Origin of the sequence: Spiroplasma endosymbiont of Cleonymus obscurus (genome assembly GCF_964273375.1) — a bacterium.
GTDB lineage: Bacteria > Bacillota_I > Bacilli_A > Mycoplasmatales > VBWQ01 > Spiroplasma_E.
The window spans coordinates 63,105-82,016 of the sequence record NZ_CAXWWA010000003.1 but is presented as its reverse complement, the minus strand read 5'-3'; the positions used below and the strand labels follow the sequence as shown (position 1 = coordinate 82,016).

The following is an 18,912-nucleotide window of genomic DNA, read 5'->3' as shown; positions in this document are numbered from 1 at the left end:
TTTTATGCAATTGAAAGAGTTCTAGGACAACCAACAAAAGCAGGACCATTAATACTATTAATAACACTTACCAATTCATCATTAAAGTTATTACTTAATTGTCGTTCATCACTACTATTAATACTCATATAATTACTATTAGTTACTATTTCCTCTAATTCATTATTTGGAGTAGACGTAAAAAATTTCTGTCATTGTTTTTTAGCATATTTATTTAATACTTTATTACCAATAGTATCATTGATAATTAAACCAAACATAATAGCAAACATTGGAACTTGAAAAAATGTAGATTCAAATTCTGGTAATCTATCAGCAGTATACATAACAGCTGCATTTTTAATTGCATTATCTATTATAGTTGCTATTACCATTGCTGTTAAATAACCACCGCTTTTTAAAAGACTCATACATTTTGATTGTTGAGAAAGTAATGATTCTAACTCATCATTTTCATTATTATTATTTAAACAATTAAAATATCTTTTGAAAGCAAACCACATATGTGTTTTTGTTAAATATTCTATACCCTTATCTATTAAGATAGAAGTATAACATAAAACTTCTGCTCGTATAATTGTTGATAAAATATTTGGGCCATAAATAATTTTACTTCAATATTCAGCTAAACTAGTTAAAGAACCAACTGAATACATACTAGAAGCCGTAATCATAAAATGATTCGAAATTCAATATCCAGCTTTTGCTATTAGCATTTTTCCAAAGATAGCTGTTTTTGAAAGACATGAATAACCTTCTTCAACACCAATTTCGGGATATAAAGATAAAAGCGGACTCATTTTTTGATCAGCAGTTCTATTAAATATTGTTCTTCCCTCTTGTCAAATTTTTTCTGCGCCCCATTTTCATAAATTCATTGCTTGTGTACTAATTACCAATTGTACTGGAGTTACTCCAAAATCAACTAAATTATTTAAAGGATTTACTTTATTTCAATCAAATGATCCAATACTAGTAACTGCTACCTGAAATACTCGTTGTACAGTTTTCAAACCAACTGCTGCTGTTAATAAACTAGCTGTTCCAATTATTTTTTTAGTATCTGATCATATTAAACTACTTCAACTATTATTAATAGTATTTGCTTCTATATTGCTATCTATATCATTATTTATTAATAACTCTTCTTCTTGTGGCATTTTTTCTCTTCTCTCTATTTCTTTATTAAAACATAAAAAACACATTAGTAACAAACTTTACAAAAGTGGTTATAAACCATATTTTGTTAAATTGCTTTTATGTGTTTTAACATTAGTATAAAGGATTATCACTTAATAATCAATATATAAATTCAATAATTTAAAAATATTTATTTGGGTATTTATTATATATTTGTTACAATTATTAAGCATTTATGAAAAGTATTAAGGAGTAAAAAATGACAGAAAAAAAACGCATTGTTGTTGGTATGAGTGGTGGTGTTGATTCATCAGTAACAGCAGCACTTTTACAAGCAGAAGGCCATGAAGTTATTGGTCTTTTTATGCGTAATTGAGATTCACTTTTAAATAATGATTTACAAGGTAACAATAATCAAGATATTTGTCCACAAGAACAAGATTATCTTGATGCTTTAGCTGTTTGCCAAAAATTAAATATTAAATTAGAAAGAATTGATTTTGTTAAGGAATATTGAGATAATGTTTTTACTTATTTTCTTGAAGAATTTAAAAAAAGTCGTACTCCTAATCCCGATATTCTATGTAACAAATATATTAAATTTGATGCTTTTTTAAAATATGCACAAAAAAATTTACAAGCAGATTATATTGCAATGGGGCACTATGCACGAATTAACTACAATCCAATTACTAAACAATATCAGTTATTAAAAGGAATTGATGATAATAAAGATCAAAGTTATTTTTTATGTCAATTAACACAAAAACAATTAAAATATAGTTTATTTCCTTTAGGTAATAAAACTAAAACTGAAGTTAGGGAATTAGCAAAAAAATATAATTTACCAACAGCAACAAAAAAAGATTCTACTGGCATATGTTTTATTGGTAATCGTAATTTTCAGACATTTTTAACAAATTATTTACCAGCTAATCCTGGCAAAATTGTTGATATTAATACCAAAACTACTATTGGTAATCACAATGGTGTTTACTACTATACACTTGGTCAAAGAAAAGGTATTAATCTTTCAGGAATGAAAGTTCCGTATTTTGTTGTTGAAAAAGATGTTACTAATAATATCCTTTATGTTGCTAATGATAATGAAAATAAATGACTAATGAATAGCGGTTGTACTGTTAAATCATTGAATTGAATTAATAATAGTACATTAAAAAACTCTTTAAAATGTAATGCAAAATTTCGCTATCGTCAATCTGATATTGCTGTTATTATTAATTTTATTAATAACGATGAAATTAAGGTTGAATTTTCAGAAAAGATACGCGCTATTACGCCCGGTCAAACCGCTGTTTTTTATGATGGTGATATTTGTCTTGGTGGTGGAGTTATTGATCAAATATTTTGCTAATCAATTATTAAAAAACTAATATAAATGATAAAATTTTTAATTGCATATTTTTTTATAATTTTCAAGATTCAAAAATTACTATTAAACTATTTTTTTAGTTTTTAGATACTTTTATTGCATTTTCTTTTTTACGTTTTTAAAATATAAAATAACCTATTATTATAAAAGTTATAGAAAAAAACAAAAAGAGATTTTAATGAAAAAAATATTAACAATATTAACTACCTTAGCATTTACAATAACTATTGAAAATTGTATTAGTAATTTTAACTTAAGCACAATCACATTACAAAATGATTGTTTAAAAAAAATAATGTTCATCAAAGCAATAATGATTTTATTTTTTCTGATTTATATAAAAATAATAAAGGCAAAATATATGTAATAACTAATGATGGTATTTATAAATATACTAATGATTGATAAAAATACATTCATAAAAATGAAAGGCATAAATGGATTAATAATAAGTTTAAAATTTGATGCAAAAGATAAGATTAATGCTTTAAAAACTAATGACATTTATAAATGAATGTCTAGTCAATAAAAATGATAATATGGGAATATTTAATCAGTAAAACCTAATTATAATTAAGCAATATTTAGTTTTTATTTTGATATTTTTTTCTAAAATTAAATTTTAAAAAAATATTAATTTAAAATTCGTGGTTTAGATTGAAAAGTATTACTAATACCATTATTACTACTATTACTATCAACAGTATTATTTATAATTGGCTTAATACGCATATCAAATATAGTAATAGCAACATTTTTAATACTAATAAAAAATTGCTTTAAAAAATCTAATTGTTCAAATGTAAAATTTAGTTTTTGATTAGTAATCAAATCATTAATTTTTTTAATATCATAATTATTTTCATAATACACAGCAAAATTATCACATTGATTTTGTTTGATCAACATAAAAAAAGAATTAATAGTATTATTATCCAACTCTTCAATTGGTAATGCTTTTAAAATTTTAGGTTCAGTATCATTATAAGTTGTTGTTACTTTATATAAAATTTTTAAATCATTATCAATTTTATATTTTTCTAATTTATAATTTTTTAATTGATTGTTATCATTAACATAATATGATTTGTTTGCCATTTGATTACCACCTTTAAATAAAATAAATCCTTTTTCAATTTAAATAAATGAAAAGAGATTTAAAAAATCAAGTATTAGTTCTTATTTAATTTTACAACTAAATTATTTAGAAATAAAGTAAATCTATAATAAAATATATTATTTTATTATAGATTTAAATTTAATTTATATTAATTAGAAAATTTATTATTTACCTGGAGTTCCAACAGCCATTTTTTGTGCAAGAATAACACTATCAAAATGTAACTGTAAAAATGCGGGTTCACCATCATTAAAAGTTTTTATTTCTTCTGTGCCGGTAGGTGAACTAAAAAAATGAGTTGTAAAAGATGTATTTAATACTTTAAGTAAAGACTCAAACTTTGTTTTGTTTAATTCATCAGTAAACTCTAATTTAAAACCAGAAGTTGGCTGATCGGCCTTGAATCCTTGATCAGCAGTTAGTTTTAAATCAGTTAAAGGTTCTTTTATAATATTACTTGTTATTACCTTTGAAACATTTAAATTTGCTGCCTTTATATTAATATTATAAGATTTAACAAGCTTAGCAGCAGTTTTGCTACTCATAATATCAATTTGACAAATACCATCCGCTACTTTAAAGTCAGTTGTGTCAGCAACTGATATTTCACCTGGAGCAGCAGTTTTAATTGTTACAATTAAATTGGTAATAGCATCAACATCTTTTGCTTTCCATTTACCAGCAGCAGAACCTTCAACTAATAACTTTTCTTTAAACAAATTATCTTTAATAAGATTAGTAGAGTCAGCAGTGATAATACAAGTTCCAAGATTATCAAAATTTATTACTTCATCAATTATACTTGTATTTTCATCACTATATCATCCTAATAATTCTGCATATTTCCCATTTAATTGCGGATTATTAGGAATATTTGAACCATTATTACCGCACGCAACAACTAAAGGAGTTGCTCCTACTGTTAATGTAAGGGCACCCATTAATCTTAACATATTTTTCATATTCACATATACCTCCAATAATATTCTTTAAACTTATTATAATAACTATAAATCAATAACTTAGTTACTTTTTTTAATATAACATCGTATAATAAGTTCTCCAATATTTATTATATACTATATGTTTATAATGTTTAAAAATATGAAAAATAAACATTTTTTAAAAATAAAATACTCCTTTTAATTTAAAAGGAGTAATAATATTATTTTTATTTTATAAAATTATGCAACCGTTAATGTAGTTTTTACAGTAGTAGGATCAAAATTAACATCACCTGTTTTATAACTTATTTCTAATTTTTTACCTTCTGCTCATGTTCCTTCAGCATCAGTCGATTCCATTTGCGCAGAAATTTTTAAGCCAGTTAACGTATTTAAAACCATAAATTGTTTTCCATTATCTGTTTTATCAACAATACTTATTGCTGCTCCTTGTTTAGCACCTTCGGGAATAGTTCCATCTTTTACAAATAAAATATTTGAATTTGTAACAACATCAGTATCTGCTATTGTAATTTTACCAGCTATTGCAGCAAGACCAGCAGCAATAACACCTTTTGTTTTATCAGCTTTTAACTTAATGCCATAAACATCACCAAGTGCCTCTTCACCTTTTTTAAATTGGAAGTTAAAAGTACCACCAGTAATAGCATAATCTTTACTATCATCCATTTTAGCTAATTCTGGTTTAATATTAGTAACTTCAGCAGTTATTGCGTCTAATACAGCTTTTTCAAAAACTCCATCAGCAAAAGTAGTTCCCTCTTTTGGTTTAACTTTTAATACATTAGTAATAAAATCAAAACATGCTTGATTTGCCGCTTTATCTCCTTTTCCTAATAATTTACCAGCTTTAATTGCTGATGCTTCAGCAACAGCTCAACTAACATTATCCTTGACAGTTGTATCAAGTGAAGCTGTTTGTACACCTTCTCCTTTTTCATCTGTTAACCCTAATTGTTTTGATACTTCTACGTTCATGGCTACACCAGCTTTATCACCACAAGCAACAACCGAAGTAGTAGCTGCTGTTGTTAATGTTAATGCACCCATTAATCTTAATATATTTTTCATATTCATATATAGTACCTCCAATAATATGACTTTTGAACTACAAATACAATAACCACAATTTAGAATTACTTCTAAACATAATATTGAAATGAATCCAATTAACATTATACATAATATTTTACTTTCTACCATCAATATACTTTATAATAATATAAAAAAATATTCATTATTAACACCTTTAATATTACTATAAAAATTTGTCAAAAATAATAAATACTAAAAATGTATTAGTTATAATAACCAATACATTTTTAAACTTTTTTTATTCTTCGTCTTCACGCCATTCGCCTTCTGACATCAATAATTCTTTACGTACATTTTTAGCAATCGTATAATTAGGATTTTTATCATCACCATTAATTAAAACATTACGTACTAAATAATTTTCAATTTCATTTTGTAGATTTTTTGCAACAAAAGGTCAATCATCTTTCACTCTAAATTCGCTATCCAATTCTTCTTGTAATTTAGGATTTGTAAGCATTCTTTTTCTTTGCATTGGTTTATAATAAGCAAAGTATCAAATTAGAGCAAACGCAATGCTAGCAATTAAATAAACTAATTGTAAAACATTAGAAGTTATATCAGATATTCCTTTTGTAGTATCAGTTTCACCTTTACCAATAAGACTTGCACCCGAAATTAAACCATTGATTAAAGATCTTAATCATTCTTCAAATTGTCAAACTAAGAAAAGTGTTGCTGCAAGTCAAATAATAATTTCAAAAATATTTTTTTTCAATTTCTTTTCTATAGATAGTTTAATTGCAATGGAAAGTACAAAAACATAAATAATAACCATAATAATACCGGCTTCAGCAGTTAATGTTCCATAATTAACAATCGAACTTAAAACTAATTGTCCATCCTTATAAACAGGATGTAACGTATCAACTATTACTCCAATAATATCAGGTAAAATTAATCATACAAAAGCTGAAGAAAAAGTAATAATTAAATTTAATCTAGAAGCTTTAAATGGAATGTTATCTTTTGATAATTCTTTATATTTAGGTGAAATATATCCCTCAACAGATAATGGTTCTAAAATAGCACCACTATATAAAGCATTTTGCATTCCAGCATTAGACTTTAATGAAATAGTACAAATTAACATTACAAGGATACCAATTATTCCTAATCATTGTGCATGAGCTTTATCACCTAAAATTTTAAAAATACTTAAGTTGGGATTATCTGAAAAATTACCAGCAACAGCACCAATCATAAGGATTGTTACTGCCATATAAAAAATAGTAGATAAAATCATAACAATAACTAATGAACGACTAATATTTTTTTCAGGATTTCTAACACTTTTACCAATTGTTGAATAGGTTTCAAATCCTAAAAAGAAAAAGAAACACATGGCAAAAGCTTGTGAAAAGTTATTGGCAGTTAATTGTTGATGAGAAGTAGTCATATCTCAATTTGAAGTTCCTGCCATCACAAATAATATAATAGTTGCTATGATTAATAAAAAAGTTGTTCCTCATTTTAAATAACTAGAAATATTCACAAATTTTTTAAATGCAGCCATTCCTAAAAATAATACACAAGAAGCTAAACCATAAATTAGAATTCCAATCAAATCTAATCCTAAATGTTGTCATACTCCTCAATTAGCATATAAAAAAGAAGATGGATCAGTAAAGTTAATTCTAATCATTGATACAATTTGTGAACTAACTATAACAGGTAAAGTAGCATACTGTAAAAAAGAAATTAATCAACCTCAGAAGCGACCATAACTACTTCTAACATAAATATAAGCAGCACCATTATTACCCGGATGTACTCTTGAAAGTCTTGAGAAAGCTCAAGCACAAGTTCCTGCAATTAATCCTTCTACTAAAAAAATTCAAATCATATGAGAACCTAAATTTAAACTATCTTTATTAATTAAAATTGCAAAGTTAGCAGTAAAAGTAATTCCAGCAGTATAATTAAAACCAAACCAGACTAATTCTGATAAAGTTAATTTATGATTTGTCCTTTCTTTTTTCTTAAAAAGTTTTAACATAATATTCTCCTTTCAATTATAATAATTATATACCTTTAAAGTGATTTCATTAATTAATGAAATAGTCAATAAAATCAAAAAAATAAAAAAATATATGTAATTTATAATAACTAATTTTATTTTAAAATACTACTAATATTTAATTAAATTTTCAAATAATACTAATAAAAAAATAACATTTTTTTAAAAACTATTATTATTATAATGTTACTTAAATAAAAATACTACTTTTTTAATAAGTTATTTTAAAAAATAAGCTTAAACATCTTTTATTCTACATGATAAATAGTGTATTATATAATAATACTTTTAAAAAAATAAAGAAGGAGGTATTAATCATATATGGGAATTACCAAAAAGAAAAAATTTCGTTTATTTCCATTTAAAATGCCAACAGCAATTACAGTCTTATTCTTTATTATTGCTCTAATTATTATTATTTCTTGGATTCCAGGAACAACAGGTAAATGATTAGAAGATGAATCAAAGCCTGTAAGCACTGATAACCCCCCCTGACAAGACGGTGGGCCATTAGGTATCATGGACTTATTTTTGGCTCCAATTAAAGGTTTCATTGGTAGCAGTGATATTATTGTTTTTGTTTTAGTAATTGGTGGATATATTGGCATAGTTATAAAATCAGGTGCACTAGATGCAGGAATTGGTCGTTTAGTTAAACGTCTAAACGGAAAAGAAATTTGAATTATTCCTTCAATTATGACTATCCTATCGATTGGTGGAACAGTTGAAGGAATGTGTGAAGAAACTATTCCTTACTATTTAATTATTATTCCAGCAATGTTAGCTGCTGGTTTTGATGTTGTTACAGCTGTATTAATGATTTTATTGGGTGCTGGTGTTGGTGTTATGTTTTCAACACTTAATCCCTTTGCTATTGCCACAGCTTCACAAGCTAGTGGTTTAAATCCGGGTGATGGAATCATCTGACGTTTAATTTGTTGATTTTTAGCAACTATCGGTACTATTGCTTTTGTTATGTGATATGCAATCCGTGTTAAACGTAATCCCGAAAAATCAGTTGTTTTTCACTTACATAGTGAGCATCATGAAGAATTTATTAATAAAGAAGAAATACCTGAATTTACTAAACGTCGTAAAATTATTTTAGCACTATTTGGATTAACATTTTTAATTATGGTGCTTTGTATTATTCCATGAGGTAAAATTACAGGAACAACTATTTTTGATGATTTTCACAATACATTAATTAAATATTTTCCATATTTCACAAGTCAAATTAATGCATTTGGTGACTGAAATATTGAAATGTTAGCTTTCTTATTTTTCTTTGTTTCAATTATCATTGCAGCAATTGATTGAAAAGGCGAAGAACAATATGTTCGTAATTTTATTAGTGGTTCTTCAGAATTATTAGGTGTTGCTTTAATAATTGCTGTTGCTGGTGGAATTGGCTGATCATTACAACATTCAGGAATGCAACATGTTGTTGTTGGTCAATTGCAAAGTATTGATAAATTGTCAAGATTTGCTATTGTTATTATTGGTTTTTTTGCTTTTCTTTTGATTGCCTTTGTTATTCCTTCAACATCAGGATTTGCAAAAGCTGTTTTCCCTATTGTTTCAAAAATAGTAATTCCTTTAGGATTAGGTTCAGGAATGATTACTACTTTTGTTATGGCTAGTGGTTGAATTAATTTATTTGCACCAAGTGCAGGTGTAATGATGGCAGGACTTGCCATTGCTAAAATTCCCCTAACAAGTTTTTATCGATCAATCTGACCATATACTATTGGTATTACTGTCTTTGCCTTAATAATGTTAAGTATTGGAACTTTATTACCTCAATCAATATTTTAGTAGAATTTAAAGCACTATGTTAATTAAAACTTTTCTCTAATTAGAGAAAAGTTTTTTAATTTTTATTTCATTTTTATAAAATTAAACATCGTTTGGGAAAACATTCACTTTCACGATCTGTTTGCGTTTGTTCATTATTTAGTAGACTTAATTGATCATCTGCTAATTCTGAAATTTCTACAACTTCATCTTCTGGTAAAAAAATTTGTTCTAATATTTTATTAATATTATTTCAATCATTTACAAAATTTTCACTCATTTTACTGTCTCTAATTATTTTTCCAGTAGCAGGATCATATTCTGTTGATTGACAAGAATTTAACAACATTTCTTCAACAAAAGCAGAAACTTTATAAATAATTAATAATTTTTGGTTAATATTATCATCACTTTTTTCTTTCTGTAATTGCTGTTTATACTTACTTAATTCATCTCATAATGATTTAATATTTTCCTTTTTTGCTTCTATTTTTCTAAAAATTTCTATAATTTCTTTATAATCAACTTTTATTTCAGATAGTAAAGATTTTAAATTCATATTTTTCCCCTTTCAAAATAAAAAACCTACTTGCTTAAAACTTAAACAATAGGTCAAAAACTTATATTTTTTTATTTATAGAAATATTATACTTTATTATTTTTATTTTTTTCAGATATTACTTTATAACAATAAATACTAATATGATTTTAATTTTTAATTAAAATCTTAAATATTTTTAATATATTTTGATTATATTAAAAAATAAAATTATAAGTGTTTTTTATTTAATTTTACTATTAATAATTTATAAATACACTCTTAAAGGTGTAAAAAAACCATAAAATTTTTTTTATGTATTATAATAGTATTAGTGAGTTATTTAAAATAATATGTTTTACATAAGATTATTGAAGATAATTTCTCACATCTATTCTAGATTTAACTGAGGAGGTTAAGAAAAAAATGAGGAATATGAGAACATTATTAAAGTTATTAGGTGCTAGTGTCATAACAACAGTGCCAGTAACTACTGTTATAGCTTGTGGTAACAACAAAGAAGATCAAGTAAAAATATTACTAGATCAAGTATCAATAAATTTAGATTTAACAAATGATGAAGGAAACGGTTTAAAAACTATTAGACTTGATTGAGAAAAAGATACATCCTTTTTCTGAATTGATAATTCCGATATTTTAGTTACTAAATTATTAGAAAATGAGGCAACTACTGGTCAAGTCAAAGCTAAAGATAAAGACAGTTTCTATTTTTTAAAATCTGTTTTACAACAGAAATTAACATCAGGAACAACACCTGAAGATGGTACTTTTGATGCAGCGGAAGTTGCTAAAATTAAAAATAAAATATCTAATATAAAAGTTTCTACTAGTAAATTTGTAGAACCAAATGATGATGAAAAACTTGTAGTTGGTGATGGGACATATAATTTACAATTCTTTAAAGAAGATGGTAAAACAAATTTAGGGGATAAATATACAGTAAAAGTAATGACTGGAACTGATGCTTTATTTAATATTTTTGCAAGTGATAGTCCTGCTAAGTTAAGTTATAATGAATTTGTTTATGAAGGAAGTTCTATTGAGCATTTCCAAGCGGGTTATAAATTAGAAGAAACTGTTAATAAATGATTAAAAGATAAAACAGAAGTACCATTAATAAGCAAAAGCAGAACTGAAAAAGCTATTAAATTTAATAACTTTGAACAATTAGTTGATTGAAAAGCAAAATTTAATGTTATAAGTTTTGAAAGAAGAGGAGCATTCCCTCGTCCAAATAATTTAACAGACGGAGATGAACTAACACTTTCTATTGCTTTAGTAAAAAACCAAGAAACTATTTCTTTAAAGTCAACAATAATAATAAGAATAAACAATTAATAGTAAAATAATAATGATATGATTAGCATAAAATCATTATTCAATTTGAGGCTTTTATGTAATCTGTGTATCTTTGTTTTACAAAGTACTAGTTTAGATTAATTCTATCTTCAAATTTTATCATAAAATGAGCAATTGCTGTATTTCAATTTTGAATGGGCATTGTTCATTTTTTTGTTATATTTTCAATTGCTAAATAAAATATTTTAAAAACTGCCATATCATTAGGAAAAACTTTTTTATTTCTGATAATTTTTCGTAATTGACTATTTACAGATTCAATAGCATTTGTTGTATAAATCACTCTTTTAATTTCTGCAGGATAACTAATAAAAACCATTAAATTATCTCAATTTTTATATCAAGATTTAGCAATTTGAGGATAGTGTTTATTTCACTTATTTTCAAAGGATTCTAAAGCCTGCATTGCTTGTTCTTCACTACATGTGCAGTATAAATTGGTTTTAAATCTGCAACTAGAGATTTTCTATGCTTATATGAGACATATTTCAAACTATTTCTAATTTGATGAACTATGCATAATTGATGTTCTGTTTTAAGATAAACTGATTGTATTGCTTCTGACATGCCTGTTAAATTATCACTGCAGGCAATAAGAATATCATTTAAGCCACGATTTTTCATTTCTGTTAAATTTGCTAATCAAAATTTAGCACCTTCATTTTCACTAATTCATAAACCTAAAACATCTTTTTTACCTTCTAAATCAACTCCTAAAGCTATATAAACTGATTTGTTAATAATGCGTTTATCTTGTCGTACTTTAACTACTATACAATCAAAATAAACAATAGGATAAATGCCTTCTAATGGTCTATTTTGTCATGCTTTGACATCATCAATCACATCATCAGTAATTTGACTAATAATACTTTCACTAATATCAGCACCCTGATATAACTCTTGTAACTGCATTCTAATATCTGATAATGTCATACCTTTTGCATATAAGGAAAGAACTTGTTGATCAAAACCATCAAATCTTCTCTGTCTTTTTGGCACTATTACAGGAGTAAAATTACTATTACGATCTCGTGGTACATCAATCTCAATTTTACCTTGTTGAGTTATTAATTTTTTTGAACTTATACCATTACGAGCATTGTCACTATTACTATGTTGATTTTTTTCATATCCTAAATAATTTTGCATCTCAGAATTCAACATTTTTTCAACTAAACGTTTTGTTAATTCTTTATATAAACCCCCTTCTTTAAAAACTGTTGTTAAATCTTCAGTATTTTCTAATAATAAATCTACTGCTTTTGATATTGGATCATTATTATTAAAGTTATCTTTTTTAGCCATCTGTAACTCACTCTTTCTAGTCATTTAATTATATTTACTAGAATTAATTAAACATAGTTATTTTTGTAAGTTACACAGATTACTAAACATTACCTTCAATTTTTCTAAAATATATTAATTAAGGTAATACTAGTCTAGTATTACCTTATTTTTTACTTCAAAATAATATATATTATTTTAATTCTTCGCTATTAACTTTCATTGCTGAAATTTGTTTTAATTGAAATTGTTCATGCACTACTGCTTCAAATTCTAAAACAACACCTACTTTAAACTTAAGAAAAGCATCATTAACATATTTTTTATTATTAAAAATTAAAACTGCCAATTGTTCAAAAGCATAATTTAAAATTTTATCAGAATTTGGTTCTAAAGAAAGATAACAAAATATTTGTTCATTCCTTAAATATTGCGATATCCCAAAACTATTATTTAATTTATCTAATTGTTTTCATAAACATGGTGTTAAAATAATTTTAGCAATACCATTAGCACTATACTTAATACCATCTCTTTCGTAAGAAAAACCATTATTAAAAATAATGGTGTTCATTCCTAATTCTTTATAATTAATAGTATATTCGGTTATTAACTCTGCAAAAATATTCTCGTTACCTACTCAATCAGCGCTAAATTCTAGATTTTTATTAACAGTAATAATAAGAGCATTTGTTATTTTTTTTACTTCATTGTAAAAATAGTTCTCATTGTTCAAGAATAACAAAAACTATTTCATCAATCAAAGTATATGGCATTGAAGCTTCTTCTGCTAAAGCTGAAATTTTAGAAACAATTGGATGGGTTACACTTTATTGGACACTAATTACGTAGACAAGTGAACAAATTAGTTAAAAGAAAGGAAATATAATTATGGCCAATATTAACTCATATAATGATGAATTTAAAAAACAAATAGTATCTTTATATCAAAATGGCAAATCAGTATCTTGCCTTGCTAAAGAATACAACGTTACAAGAGCAGCTACTTATAAATGAATTAAGCAATTTACAAATTCAGGCAGTTTTAAAACTAAAGATAATCTTTCGGATTTAGAAAAACAATTAATTCAAGCAAATAAAGAATTAAAACAATTAAGAATGGAGAATGATATTTTAAAGCAAGCAGCACTAATAATAGGCAGAAAGTAGAGATTATTACAAATAATAAATCTAAATATAAAATTCGTCCAATTTGTCGTTTTTTAAAACTTTCTAAATCAACATATTATTTTAATTTAAAGAAAAAAGAAGATAAAATCAAAAATAATATGTATGATGAAGCTGTTATTAGTGCTTTTAAACAAAATAAAGAAGTTTATGGAACAAGAAGATTAAAAGTCAGTCTAGAAAATAAAGAAATTTATTTATCACGCAAAAAAATTAAAGAAATTATGAATCAGCATAATTTAATATCAAAATACACTAAATTATCATTTAAAAATCATCATAACAAAGTCAATGATAGCCAAATAAGCAATCTTGTGAATAGAAACTTTAATAATAGGCTTAAAAATGAAGTTATTGTTAGTGATTTAACTTATGTTCAAGTTAATGGTAAGTGAAACTATATTTGCTTATTAATCGACCTATTTAACCGCGAAATTATTGGACATAGTGTAGGTACTAAAAAAGATGCATCATTAGTATATCAAGCATTTATGCAATCAAATCGCTGTTTAAAAGATATTCAAATATTTCATAGTGATCGCGGTAATGAATTCAATAATAAAACTATTGATAAACTTTTATTAGCATTCAATATTACCCGTTCTTTAAGCAAAAAAGGTTGTCCTTATGATAATGCTGTTGCTGAAGCAACTTTCAAAACTTTCAAAACTGAATTTATTAATGATAAAAATTTTACATCATTAATCCAATTAAAATTAGAATTATTTGATTATATCAATTGATACAACAACATACGAATCCACAGCACTTTAAACTACCTAACTCCAGTTAAATATCATGAAAAAATGTCTACCAAAAAATAGTCCTAAAAAGGGTTACCATTCCAATTTTTTTGTTTTTTATTATTAAATAATGAAGATATAAAACAATCATCCATATTTATAAATAATTTTTCAGTTGGTAATACTACTTTCTTTTCCTTTATTTCTTCAATATTTATTACTGCATTTTTCATTACATTAGTCATATATGTTTTAGAAAAATTACTATTTTTTATTATATCTTGTACATCAGATTGTCTTTTACCATTACCTGAATTTTTTATTATTGTATGTTCTAAACTTGTAAGTGTTCTTTTTCTTTTTTTAAGTTTTATATAATCATCTAAAGGATAATAATATTCATTAGTTTCTAATATTAAATAACCTCTACGATAAAAATTATTTATTTTACCATATTGAGTATTTGGACTTCTTTTTGCAGTTTTAACATATTTATGTTTATTTTTATCATATATATTTTGATATCAAAAATCATCATATGCTTTAAATATATTTGTTAAATAATTTAATTCATTATTTTTAAATGTAATATCAAGTTCATCATAATTAAGTTCATTTTCTAGAAAATTCATAATATTAATTCCTTTCTAAATTAAATACATGACTTTGAGTATAACAATAATTAACTGGTGAGTGTTGTAATATACTTTAGTTAAAATGTTATAATTAGTATATAAATATTTAAATATAGGTGATAAATATGCCAGAAAAAGAAAAAAAATATGGTGAAAAATTAAGTGTTAATTATAAAACTCAAATTGATAATTATTTAAGAACTAAAAAGGTTATATTAACTCCACAAGGATTAAATAATGCACTTGGAATTGATAGAAAATTTGTTTATGATTGCCAACGTAGAAACAATCCATGACGTAAAAAATTTATTAAAGATTATGATAATGCAAGAGCGATAATTTCAACTCATATGTTAGAAAAATCATTAGTAAAACCAGAAATAATTTATAAACATTGACAAGTTAGTTATCCGAATGAATATGATATTAATGAAGAAGATAATAACACACAAAGTAATATAATTATTAATATTAGTGAACCTAGAAAAATAGAAAATAATGATTAGAAGTCTATATTATATATAGATTTTTTCTTTATTTTAAAGGATAAAAATGATATAATTAAATAAAGTGAATATGTTAAATAACATATATAAAAGTGACCTATTAACCAAGTGAATTATTAAAATTTAATAAAAGGGAGATTAAAAGTATGAGTGATTTTACTTTTGATGAAAAAGAGAATTATAGTTTAGATGATGTTAAAAATTTACTAAAACAACATAGAAATGTAGTATATGCTGAAAGTAAAAAAAATATTGAACCTAAATTAAGTGAATATGAAACAAAAATAAAAGAATATGAAAATAAAGTTAATGAATATCAAGAAAAAGAATTATTTAATGGTTTTAATGATAAACAATTAAAAATAGTTAAATCATTAATTAATACTGAATATAAAGAACTTGATAAACATTCTGCTTTAAATAAAATAAAAGAAGATTATGCAGAAATATTTAATAATAATTTACATAATAAAGAAATAAAAAAACAAGAAATTATTAAAAATGAAGAATCTAAACAAGAGTTTTTTAATCCAAAAACACTTTTTGAATTAGATAATAATATTACATCTAAAAATGAAAAATTATTAAAAAATACAGAAGTTGTTGGTGCAAAAACTAAACAAGAAATGATTAAATTTTTAGAATTTTTATTTAGTAAATAATTAAATATTTCTCAAAAGGAGAGATATTATGGCTATTCCACAAGTTCCAACTGGTTTAATTACTGGTGGTAATAATGGAAATAAAGCAATGTTAACTGCTATGGAAGCTCAAGTAAAAGGTATACTTTATAATGATGAAAGTATGATGTTTTTAAAAGCAAGTGCAGTTGCAGAACAAATAAGTGAAATACCTGGAGCAGTAGAAGCATATTATCGTATTGCTGAACGTTTACGTTGAGGTTCAAAATATGATGTTATGACTGGTACAAATAAACAATGAACAACATTAAGAACAACTAGTGTTATTTTAGATCAAATATTAGTTATTGATTGAAGAACTGAAGATTTTGATATGAATAGATTTATGTCAAGTCCAATTCCATTAAAAGCAAATATGTTATCAATATGAGCAGAAAGTGCATTAAGAAATTATTTATTTATACAAGAATGTATTTTTTTACAAGGTATTAAAGATTATTGTATTGCTAAATCACAAGTAATTCCTATTAATATGTTAGAAATGACAGAAGATACAGCAAAATCAGCATTTTATCAAATTGGTGATAAAATGAATGAATTATTAGGAAATATAACTGAAACTGAAATTGGTACAAATGTAAGTGATTTTATTGGTGCATTAGGATTTACTCCAATGTTACAATTAACAAAAGCATATTTAAGATTAAATTATGGTCAAATTTCAGCAGATACTGTAGCAAGTGGTCAATTATATAAACAATCAGTATTTGGTATGTTTTTATATAAACATATGTTTTTAAATAAAGATATGGTTAAAGATACTAAAACTGGTTTACATTTAGAAAAAACATTTGATTTAAAAAAAGTATTAGGAGTTTTTGTACATAGAAATGCATTTGCACAACCTAATAGTTTTCAAAAAATTGTTAATTTAATTGATAATGATACATTAAATCAAAAAACATTAGGTAAAGCACTTTATGGTATAACAACAGCAATTCGTGGTTGATTATCATTTATTATTATGGAAAAAATGCCAACAGCTGATGAAATTAAAGAAGCACAAAAACGTTGTTGAACTAATTGAATTAAATTAACTCCAGCAGAAAGAGAAAAATCACCAGTAACATTTAAAATTGCTGATTTTGATGATTTTAGAATTAGTTTAAATGATTTAATTTATTTTAAAAATTTAGGAAAAATTAAAATGGCTGGTGATACACCAACTAATGATGAATTAGAAACTGCAATAATAAATGCTGGTAATAATGGTTATGAAAAAGGTAAAGCAACATTTAGTAATATTACATCAAAAAGTGCTACTATGACTGGTAATGATAAAGATTATATTGAAGAAATAGAATTAAAATTTTCTAAAAAATAATTATGGAATATATTTATAAATATTTTGATGAAAAAGCACATATTACTATTTATTCACCAAAGCCAGAAGATTTAACTACAAGTAATGATATTAGAGCAATTTTATTAGATGAATATCCTAAATTAAGAAATGATTATTTTATAGTAAGTGATGTACATGATAGTTATGCAATATGTGTTGGAGATAATATACATTGTGAAGGTAAAGTAATAATTAAAATAGAAAAACAAACTAATGTAGAAGGAGTAAATGAAAATGCCAAATGACACCATTATACAATCAAATAATTATACTTTATTAAAGATAATTCGTTCTTCAATAAGTCCTTTAATGGCAATGATTGGTACAAGTGCTTATTATGGTCAAGTAATAGGTAATCCAGTACTAGGTTCAATTAATAGTTTATTATTTGGTAAAAAATTAGGTTTAGATATTTGAAATTTAAATCAAAGACCAAATACTAAAACTAAATTAATTAATAGTTCTAAAAAAATATTATTAGGATTAGGAACAATTGGATTATCAAATTGTGCTAAATTTACTATTAATTCAATTAATCCAAATCCTAATCCATTTCCAGATGATTTATTATTAATGAAAAATAATAATAATTTAATGGATTGAGATACATATATTAGTTTAAATGCTTATGGTATTTCAAATCTTATTAGTGGATTAACTGAGTTAATACCTAATAAATTTGAAGCAATAAGAAAGATTTGTAATATGGCAACTGGTGGATGTTTGATTAGTAGTGGTGTTGCTATGGGTATAAATAATGATTTTAATAATGCTTATGCAATACCTACCATAATTGCTGGTGCAAGTGAAATTATCCATAATTTACTACCTATGGAAACTACAAATCATATTGAAGAAATGCAAGAAACACTATTTAATAATGAAACTGCAAATCTTATTAATGATAGTGTAAGTGAATATGGTACTAATAGTGAATCAAATTTAAGATGAGATTATAGTCATATGAGTTTATAATGTTACCTTTAATTATTGAATGAATATATTATGCATTAGCAAGTAATGATATTAAATTAGCATTAATAAATGCTTTAAAAAATT

The 18,912-nt window shown here is 24.6% G+C and carries 19 protein-coding genes and 1 pseudogene; 11 read left to right on the top strand and 9 right to left on the bottom strand.

Annotated features, from left to right (window positions below; translation table 4 throughout):
• Positions 1 to 2: 2 nt before the first annotated feature.
• Positions 3 to 1,160: a hypothetical protein gene (locus tag ACI2WJ_RS07205; RefSeq protein ID WP_400255331.1), complete on the bottom strand. Its 1,158-nt coding sequence runs from the start codon at positions 1,158 to 1,160 to the stop codon at positions 3 to 5.
• 239 nt (positions 1,161 to 1,399) lie between these two features.
• On the opposite strand from ACI2WJ_RS07205, the gene mnmA reads away from it, so the two are divergent.
• The 3 genes from mnmA (at position 1,400) to ACI2WJ_RS07190 (ending at position 3,062) form a co-directional block, all read left to right on the top strand.
• Entirely contained in the window at positions 1,400 to 2,515 is a 1,116-nt protein-coding gene (mnmA, locus tag ACI2WJ_RS07200) for a tRNA 2-thiouridine(34) synthase MnmA (RefSeq protein ID WP_400255330.1), read from the top strand.
• A 297-nt stretch (positions 2,516 to 2,812) separates the two neighbouring features.
• Positions 2,813 to 2,941: a hypothetical protein gene (locus ACI2WJ_RS07195; protein WP_400255329.1), complete on the top strand. Its 129-nt coding sequence runs from the start codon at positions 2,813 to 2,815 to the stop codon at positions 2,939 to 2,941.
• On the top strand, positions 2,931 to 3,062 hold the full coding sequence (locus ACI2WJ_RS07190) for a hypothetical protein (protein ID WP_400255328.1): 132 nt from the start codon (positions 2,931 to 2,933) through the stop codon (positions 3,060 to 3,062). The genes ACI2WJ_RS07195 and ACI2WJ_RS07190 overlap by 11 nt, the downstream gene beginning before the upstream one ends.
• Before the next feature lie 104 nt (positions 3,063 to 3,166).
• Here ACI2WJ_RS07190 and ACI2WJ_RS07185 read toward each other — a convergent pair whose 3' ends face one another.
• From ACI2WJ_RS07185 to ACI2WJ_RS07170, 4 genes are all read right to left on the bottom strand, one after another.
• On the bottom strand, positions 3,167 to 3,631 hold the full coding sequence (locus ACI2WJ_RS07185; RefSeq protein WP_400255327.1) for a hypothetical protein: 465 nt from the start codon (positions 3,629 to 3,631) through the stop codon (positions 3,167 to 3,169).
• A 186-nt stretch (positions 3,632 to 3,817) separates the two neighbouring features.
• Positions 3,818 to 4,615, bottom strand: a complete 798-nt coding sequence (locus ACI2WJ_RS07180; protein WP_400255326.1) for a hypothetical protein — start codon at positions 4,613 to 4,615, stop codon at positions 3,818 to 3,820.
• 222 nt (positions 4,616 to 4,837) lie between these two features.
• Positions 4,838 to 5,695, bottom strand: a complete 858-nt coding sequence (locus tag ACI2WJ_RS07175; RefSeq protein WP_400255325.1) for a hypothetical protein — start codon at positions 5,693 to 5,695, stop codon at positions 4,838 to 4,840.
• A 256-nt stretch (positions 5,696 to 5,951) separates the two neighbouring features.
• Positions 5,952 to 7,712 carry an APC family permease gene (locus tag ACI2WJ_RS07170; RefSeq protein ID WP_400255324.1) on the bottom strand — a complete coding sequence of 587 codons (1,761 nt, stop codon included), beginning with the start codon at positions 7,710 to 7,712 and terminating at the stop codon, positions 5,952 to 5,954.
• Positions 7,713 to 8,054: 342 nt separating this feature from the next.
• Between ACI2WJ_RS07170 and ACI2WJ_RS07165 the strand changes: the two genes are divergently transcribed.
• Complete coding sequence (locus ACI2WJ_RS07165; RefSeq protein WP_400255323.1) at positions 8,055 to 9,551, top strand: YfcC family protein; 1,497 nt, start codon at positions 8,055 to 8,057, stop codon at positions 9,549 to 9,551.
• A gap of 73 nt (positions 9,552 to 9,624) precedes the next feature.
• On the opposite strand, the gene ACI2WJ_RS07160 is transcribed toward ACI2WJ_RS07165, so the two are convergent.
• Positions 9,625 to 10,089 (bottom strand): hypothetical protein, encoded by a 465-nt coding sequence (locus ACI2WJ_RS07160; protein ID WP_338957210.1) that lies wholly within the window; start codon positions 10,087 to 10,089, stop codon positions 9,625 to 9,627.
• A gap of 405 nt (positions 10,090 to 10,494) precedes the next feature.
• Here ACI2WJ_RS07160 and ACI2WJ_RS07155 point away from each other — a divergent pair, with 405 nt between their 5' ends.
• Positions 10,495 to 11,427, top strand: coding sequence for a hypothetical protein (locus ACI2WJ_RS07155; RefSeq protein WP_400255322.1), 933 nt, complete (start codon positions 10,495 to 10,497; stop codon positions 11,425 to 11,427).
• A gap of 88 nt (positions 11,428 to 11,515) precedes the next feature.
• On the opposite strand, the pseudogene ACI2WJ_RS07150 reads toward ACI2WJ_RS07155, so the two are convergent.
• Together ACI2WJ_RS07150 and ACI2WJ_RS07145 are read right to left on the bottom strand one after the other, a co-directional pair.
• Positions 11,516 to 12,756, bottom strand: a pseudogene (locus ACI2WJ_RS07150) (IS256 family transposase).
• Positions 12,757 to 12,928: 172 nt separating this feature from the next.
• Positions 12,929 to 13,471, bottom strand: coding sequence for a hypothetical protein (locus ACI2WJ_RS07145; RefSeq protein WP_400255321.1), 543 nt, complete (start codon positions 13,469 to 13,471; stop codon positions 12,929 to 12,931).
• Positions 13,472 to 13,626: 155 nt separating this feature from the next.
• Between ACI2WJ_RS07145 and ACI2WJ_RS07140 the strand changes: the two genes are divergently transcribed.
• A protein-coding gene (locus ACI2WJ_RS07140; RefSeq protein WP_400254491.1) for an IS3 family transposase occupies positions 13,627 to 14,747 on the top strand; the annotation gives its coding sequence in 2 pieces (ribosomal slippage) (positions 13,627 to 13,870 and positions 13,870 to 14,747; 1,122 coding nt in all).
• A 2-nt stretch (positions 14,748 to 14,749) separates the two neighbouring features.
• Here ACI2WJ_RS07140 and ACI2WJ_RS07135 read toward each other — a convergent pair.
• Positions 14,750 to 15,298 carry a UPF0236 family transposase-like protein gene (locus ACI2WJ_RS07135; protein WP_400255320.1) on the bottom strand — a complete coding sequence of 183 codons (549 nt, stop codon included), beginning with the start codon at positions 15,296 to 15,298 and terminating at the stop codon, positions 14,750 to 14,752.
• 128 nt (positions 15,299 to 15,426) lie between these two features.
• Between ACI2WJ_RS07135 and ACI2WJ_RS07130 the strand changes: the two genes are divergently transcribed.
• The 5 genes from ACI2WJ_RS07130 (at position 15,427) to ACI2WJ_RS07110 (ending at position 18,828) form a co-directional block, all read left to right on the top strand.
• A complete protein-coding gene (locus ACI2WJ_RS07130) occupies positions 15,427 to 15,807 on the top strand; it encodes a hypothetical protein (protein ID WP_400255319.1) in 381 nt (126 codons plus the stop codon).
• Positions 15,808 to 15,953: 146 nt separating this feature from the next.
• On the top strand, positions 15,954 to 16,469 hold the full coding sequence (locus ACI2WJ_RS07125) for a hypothetical protein (protein WP_400255318.1): 516 nt from the start codon (positions 15,954 to 15,956) through the stop codon (positions 16,467 to 16,469).
• A 28-nt stretch (positions 16,470 to 16,497) separates the two neighbouring features.
• Positions 16,498 to 17,832 (top strand): hypothetical protein, encoded by a 1,335-nt coding sequence (locus tag ACI2WJ_RS07120; protein ID WP_400255317.1) that lies wholly within the window; start codon positions 16,498 to 16,500, stop codon positions 17,830 to 17,832.
• A 2-nt stretch (positions 17,833 to 17,834) separates the two neighbouring features.
• Positions 17,835 to 18,119, top strand: a complete 285-nt coding sequence (locus tag ACI2WJ_RS07115; protein WP_400254594.1) for a hypothetical protein — start codon at positions 17,835 to 17,837, stop codon at positions 18,117 to 18,119.
• Positions 18,088 to 18,828: a hypothetical protein gene (locus ACI2WJ_RS07110; protein ID WP_400255316.1), complete on the top strand. Its 741-nt coding sequence runs from the start codon at positions 18,088 to 18,090 to the stop codon at positions 18,826 to 18,828. Before ACI2WJ_RS07115 ends, ACI2WJ_RS07110 begins: the two co-directional genes overlap by 32 nt.
• The last annotated feature ends 84 nt before the right edge of the window (positions 18,829 to 18,912 follow it).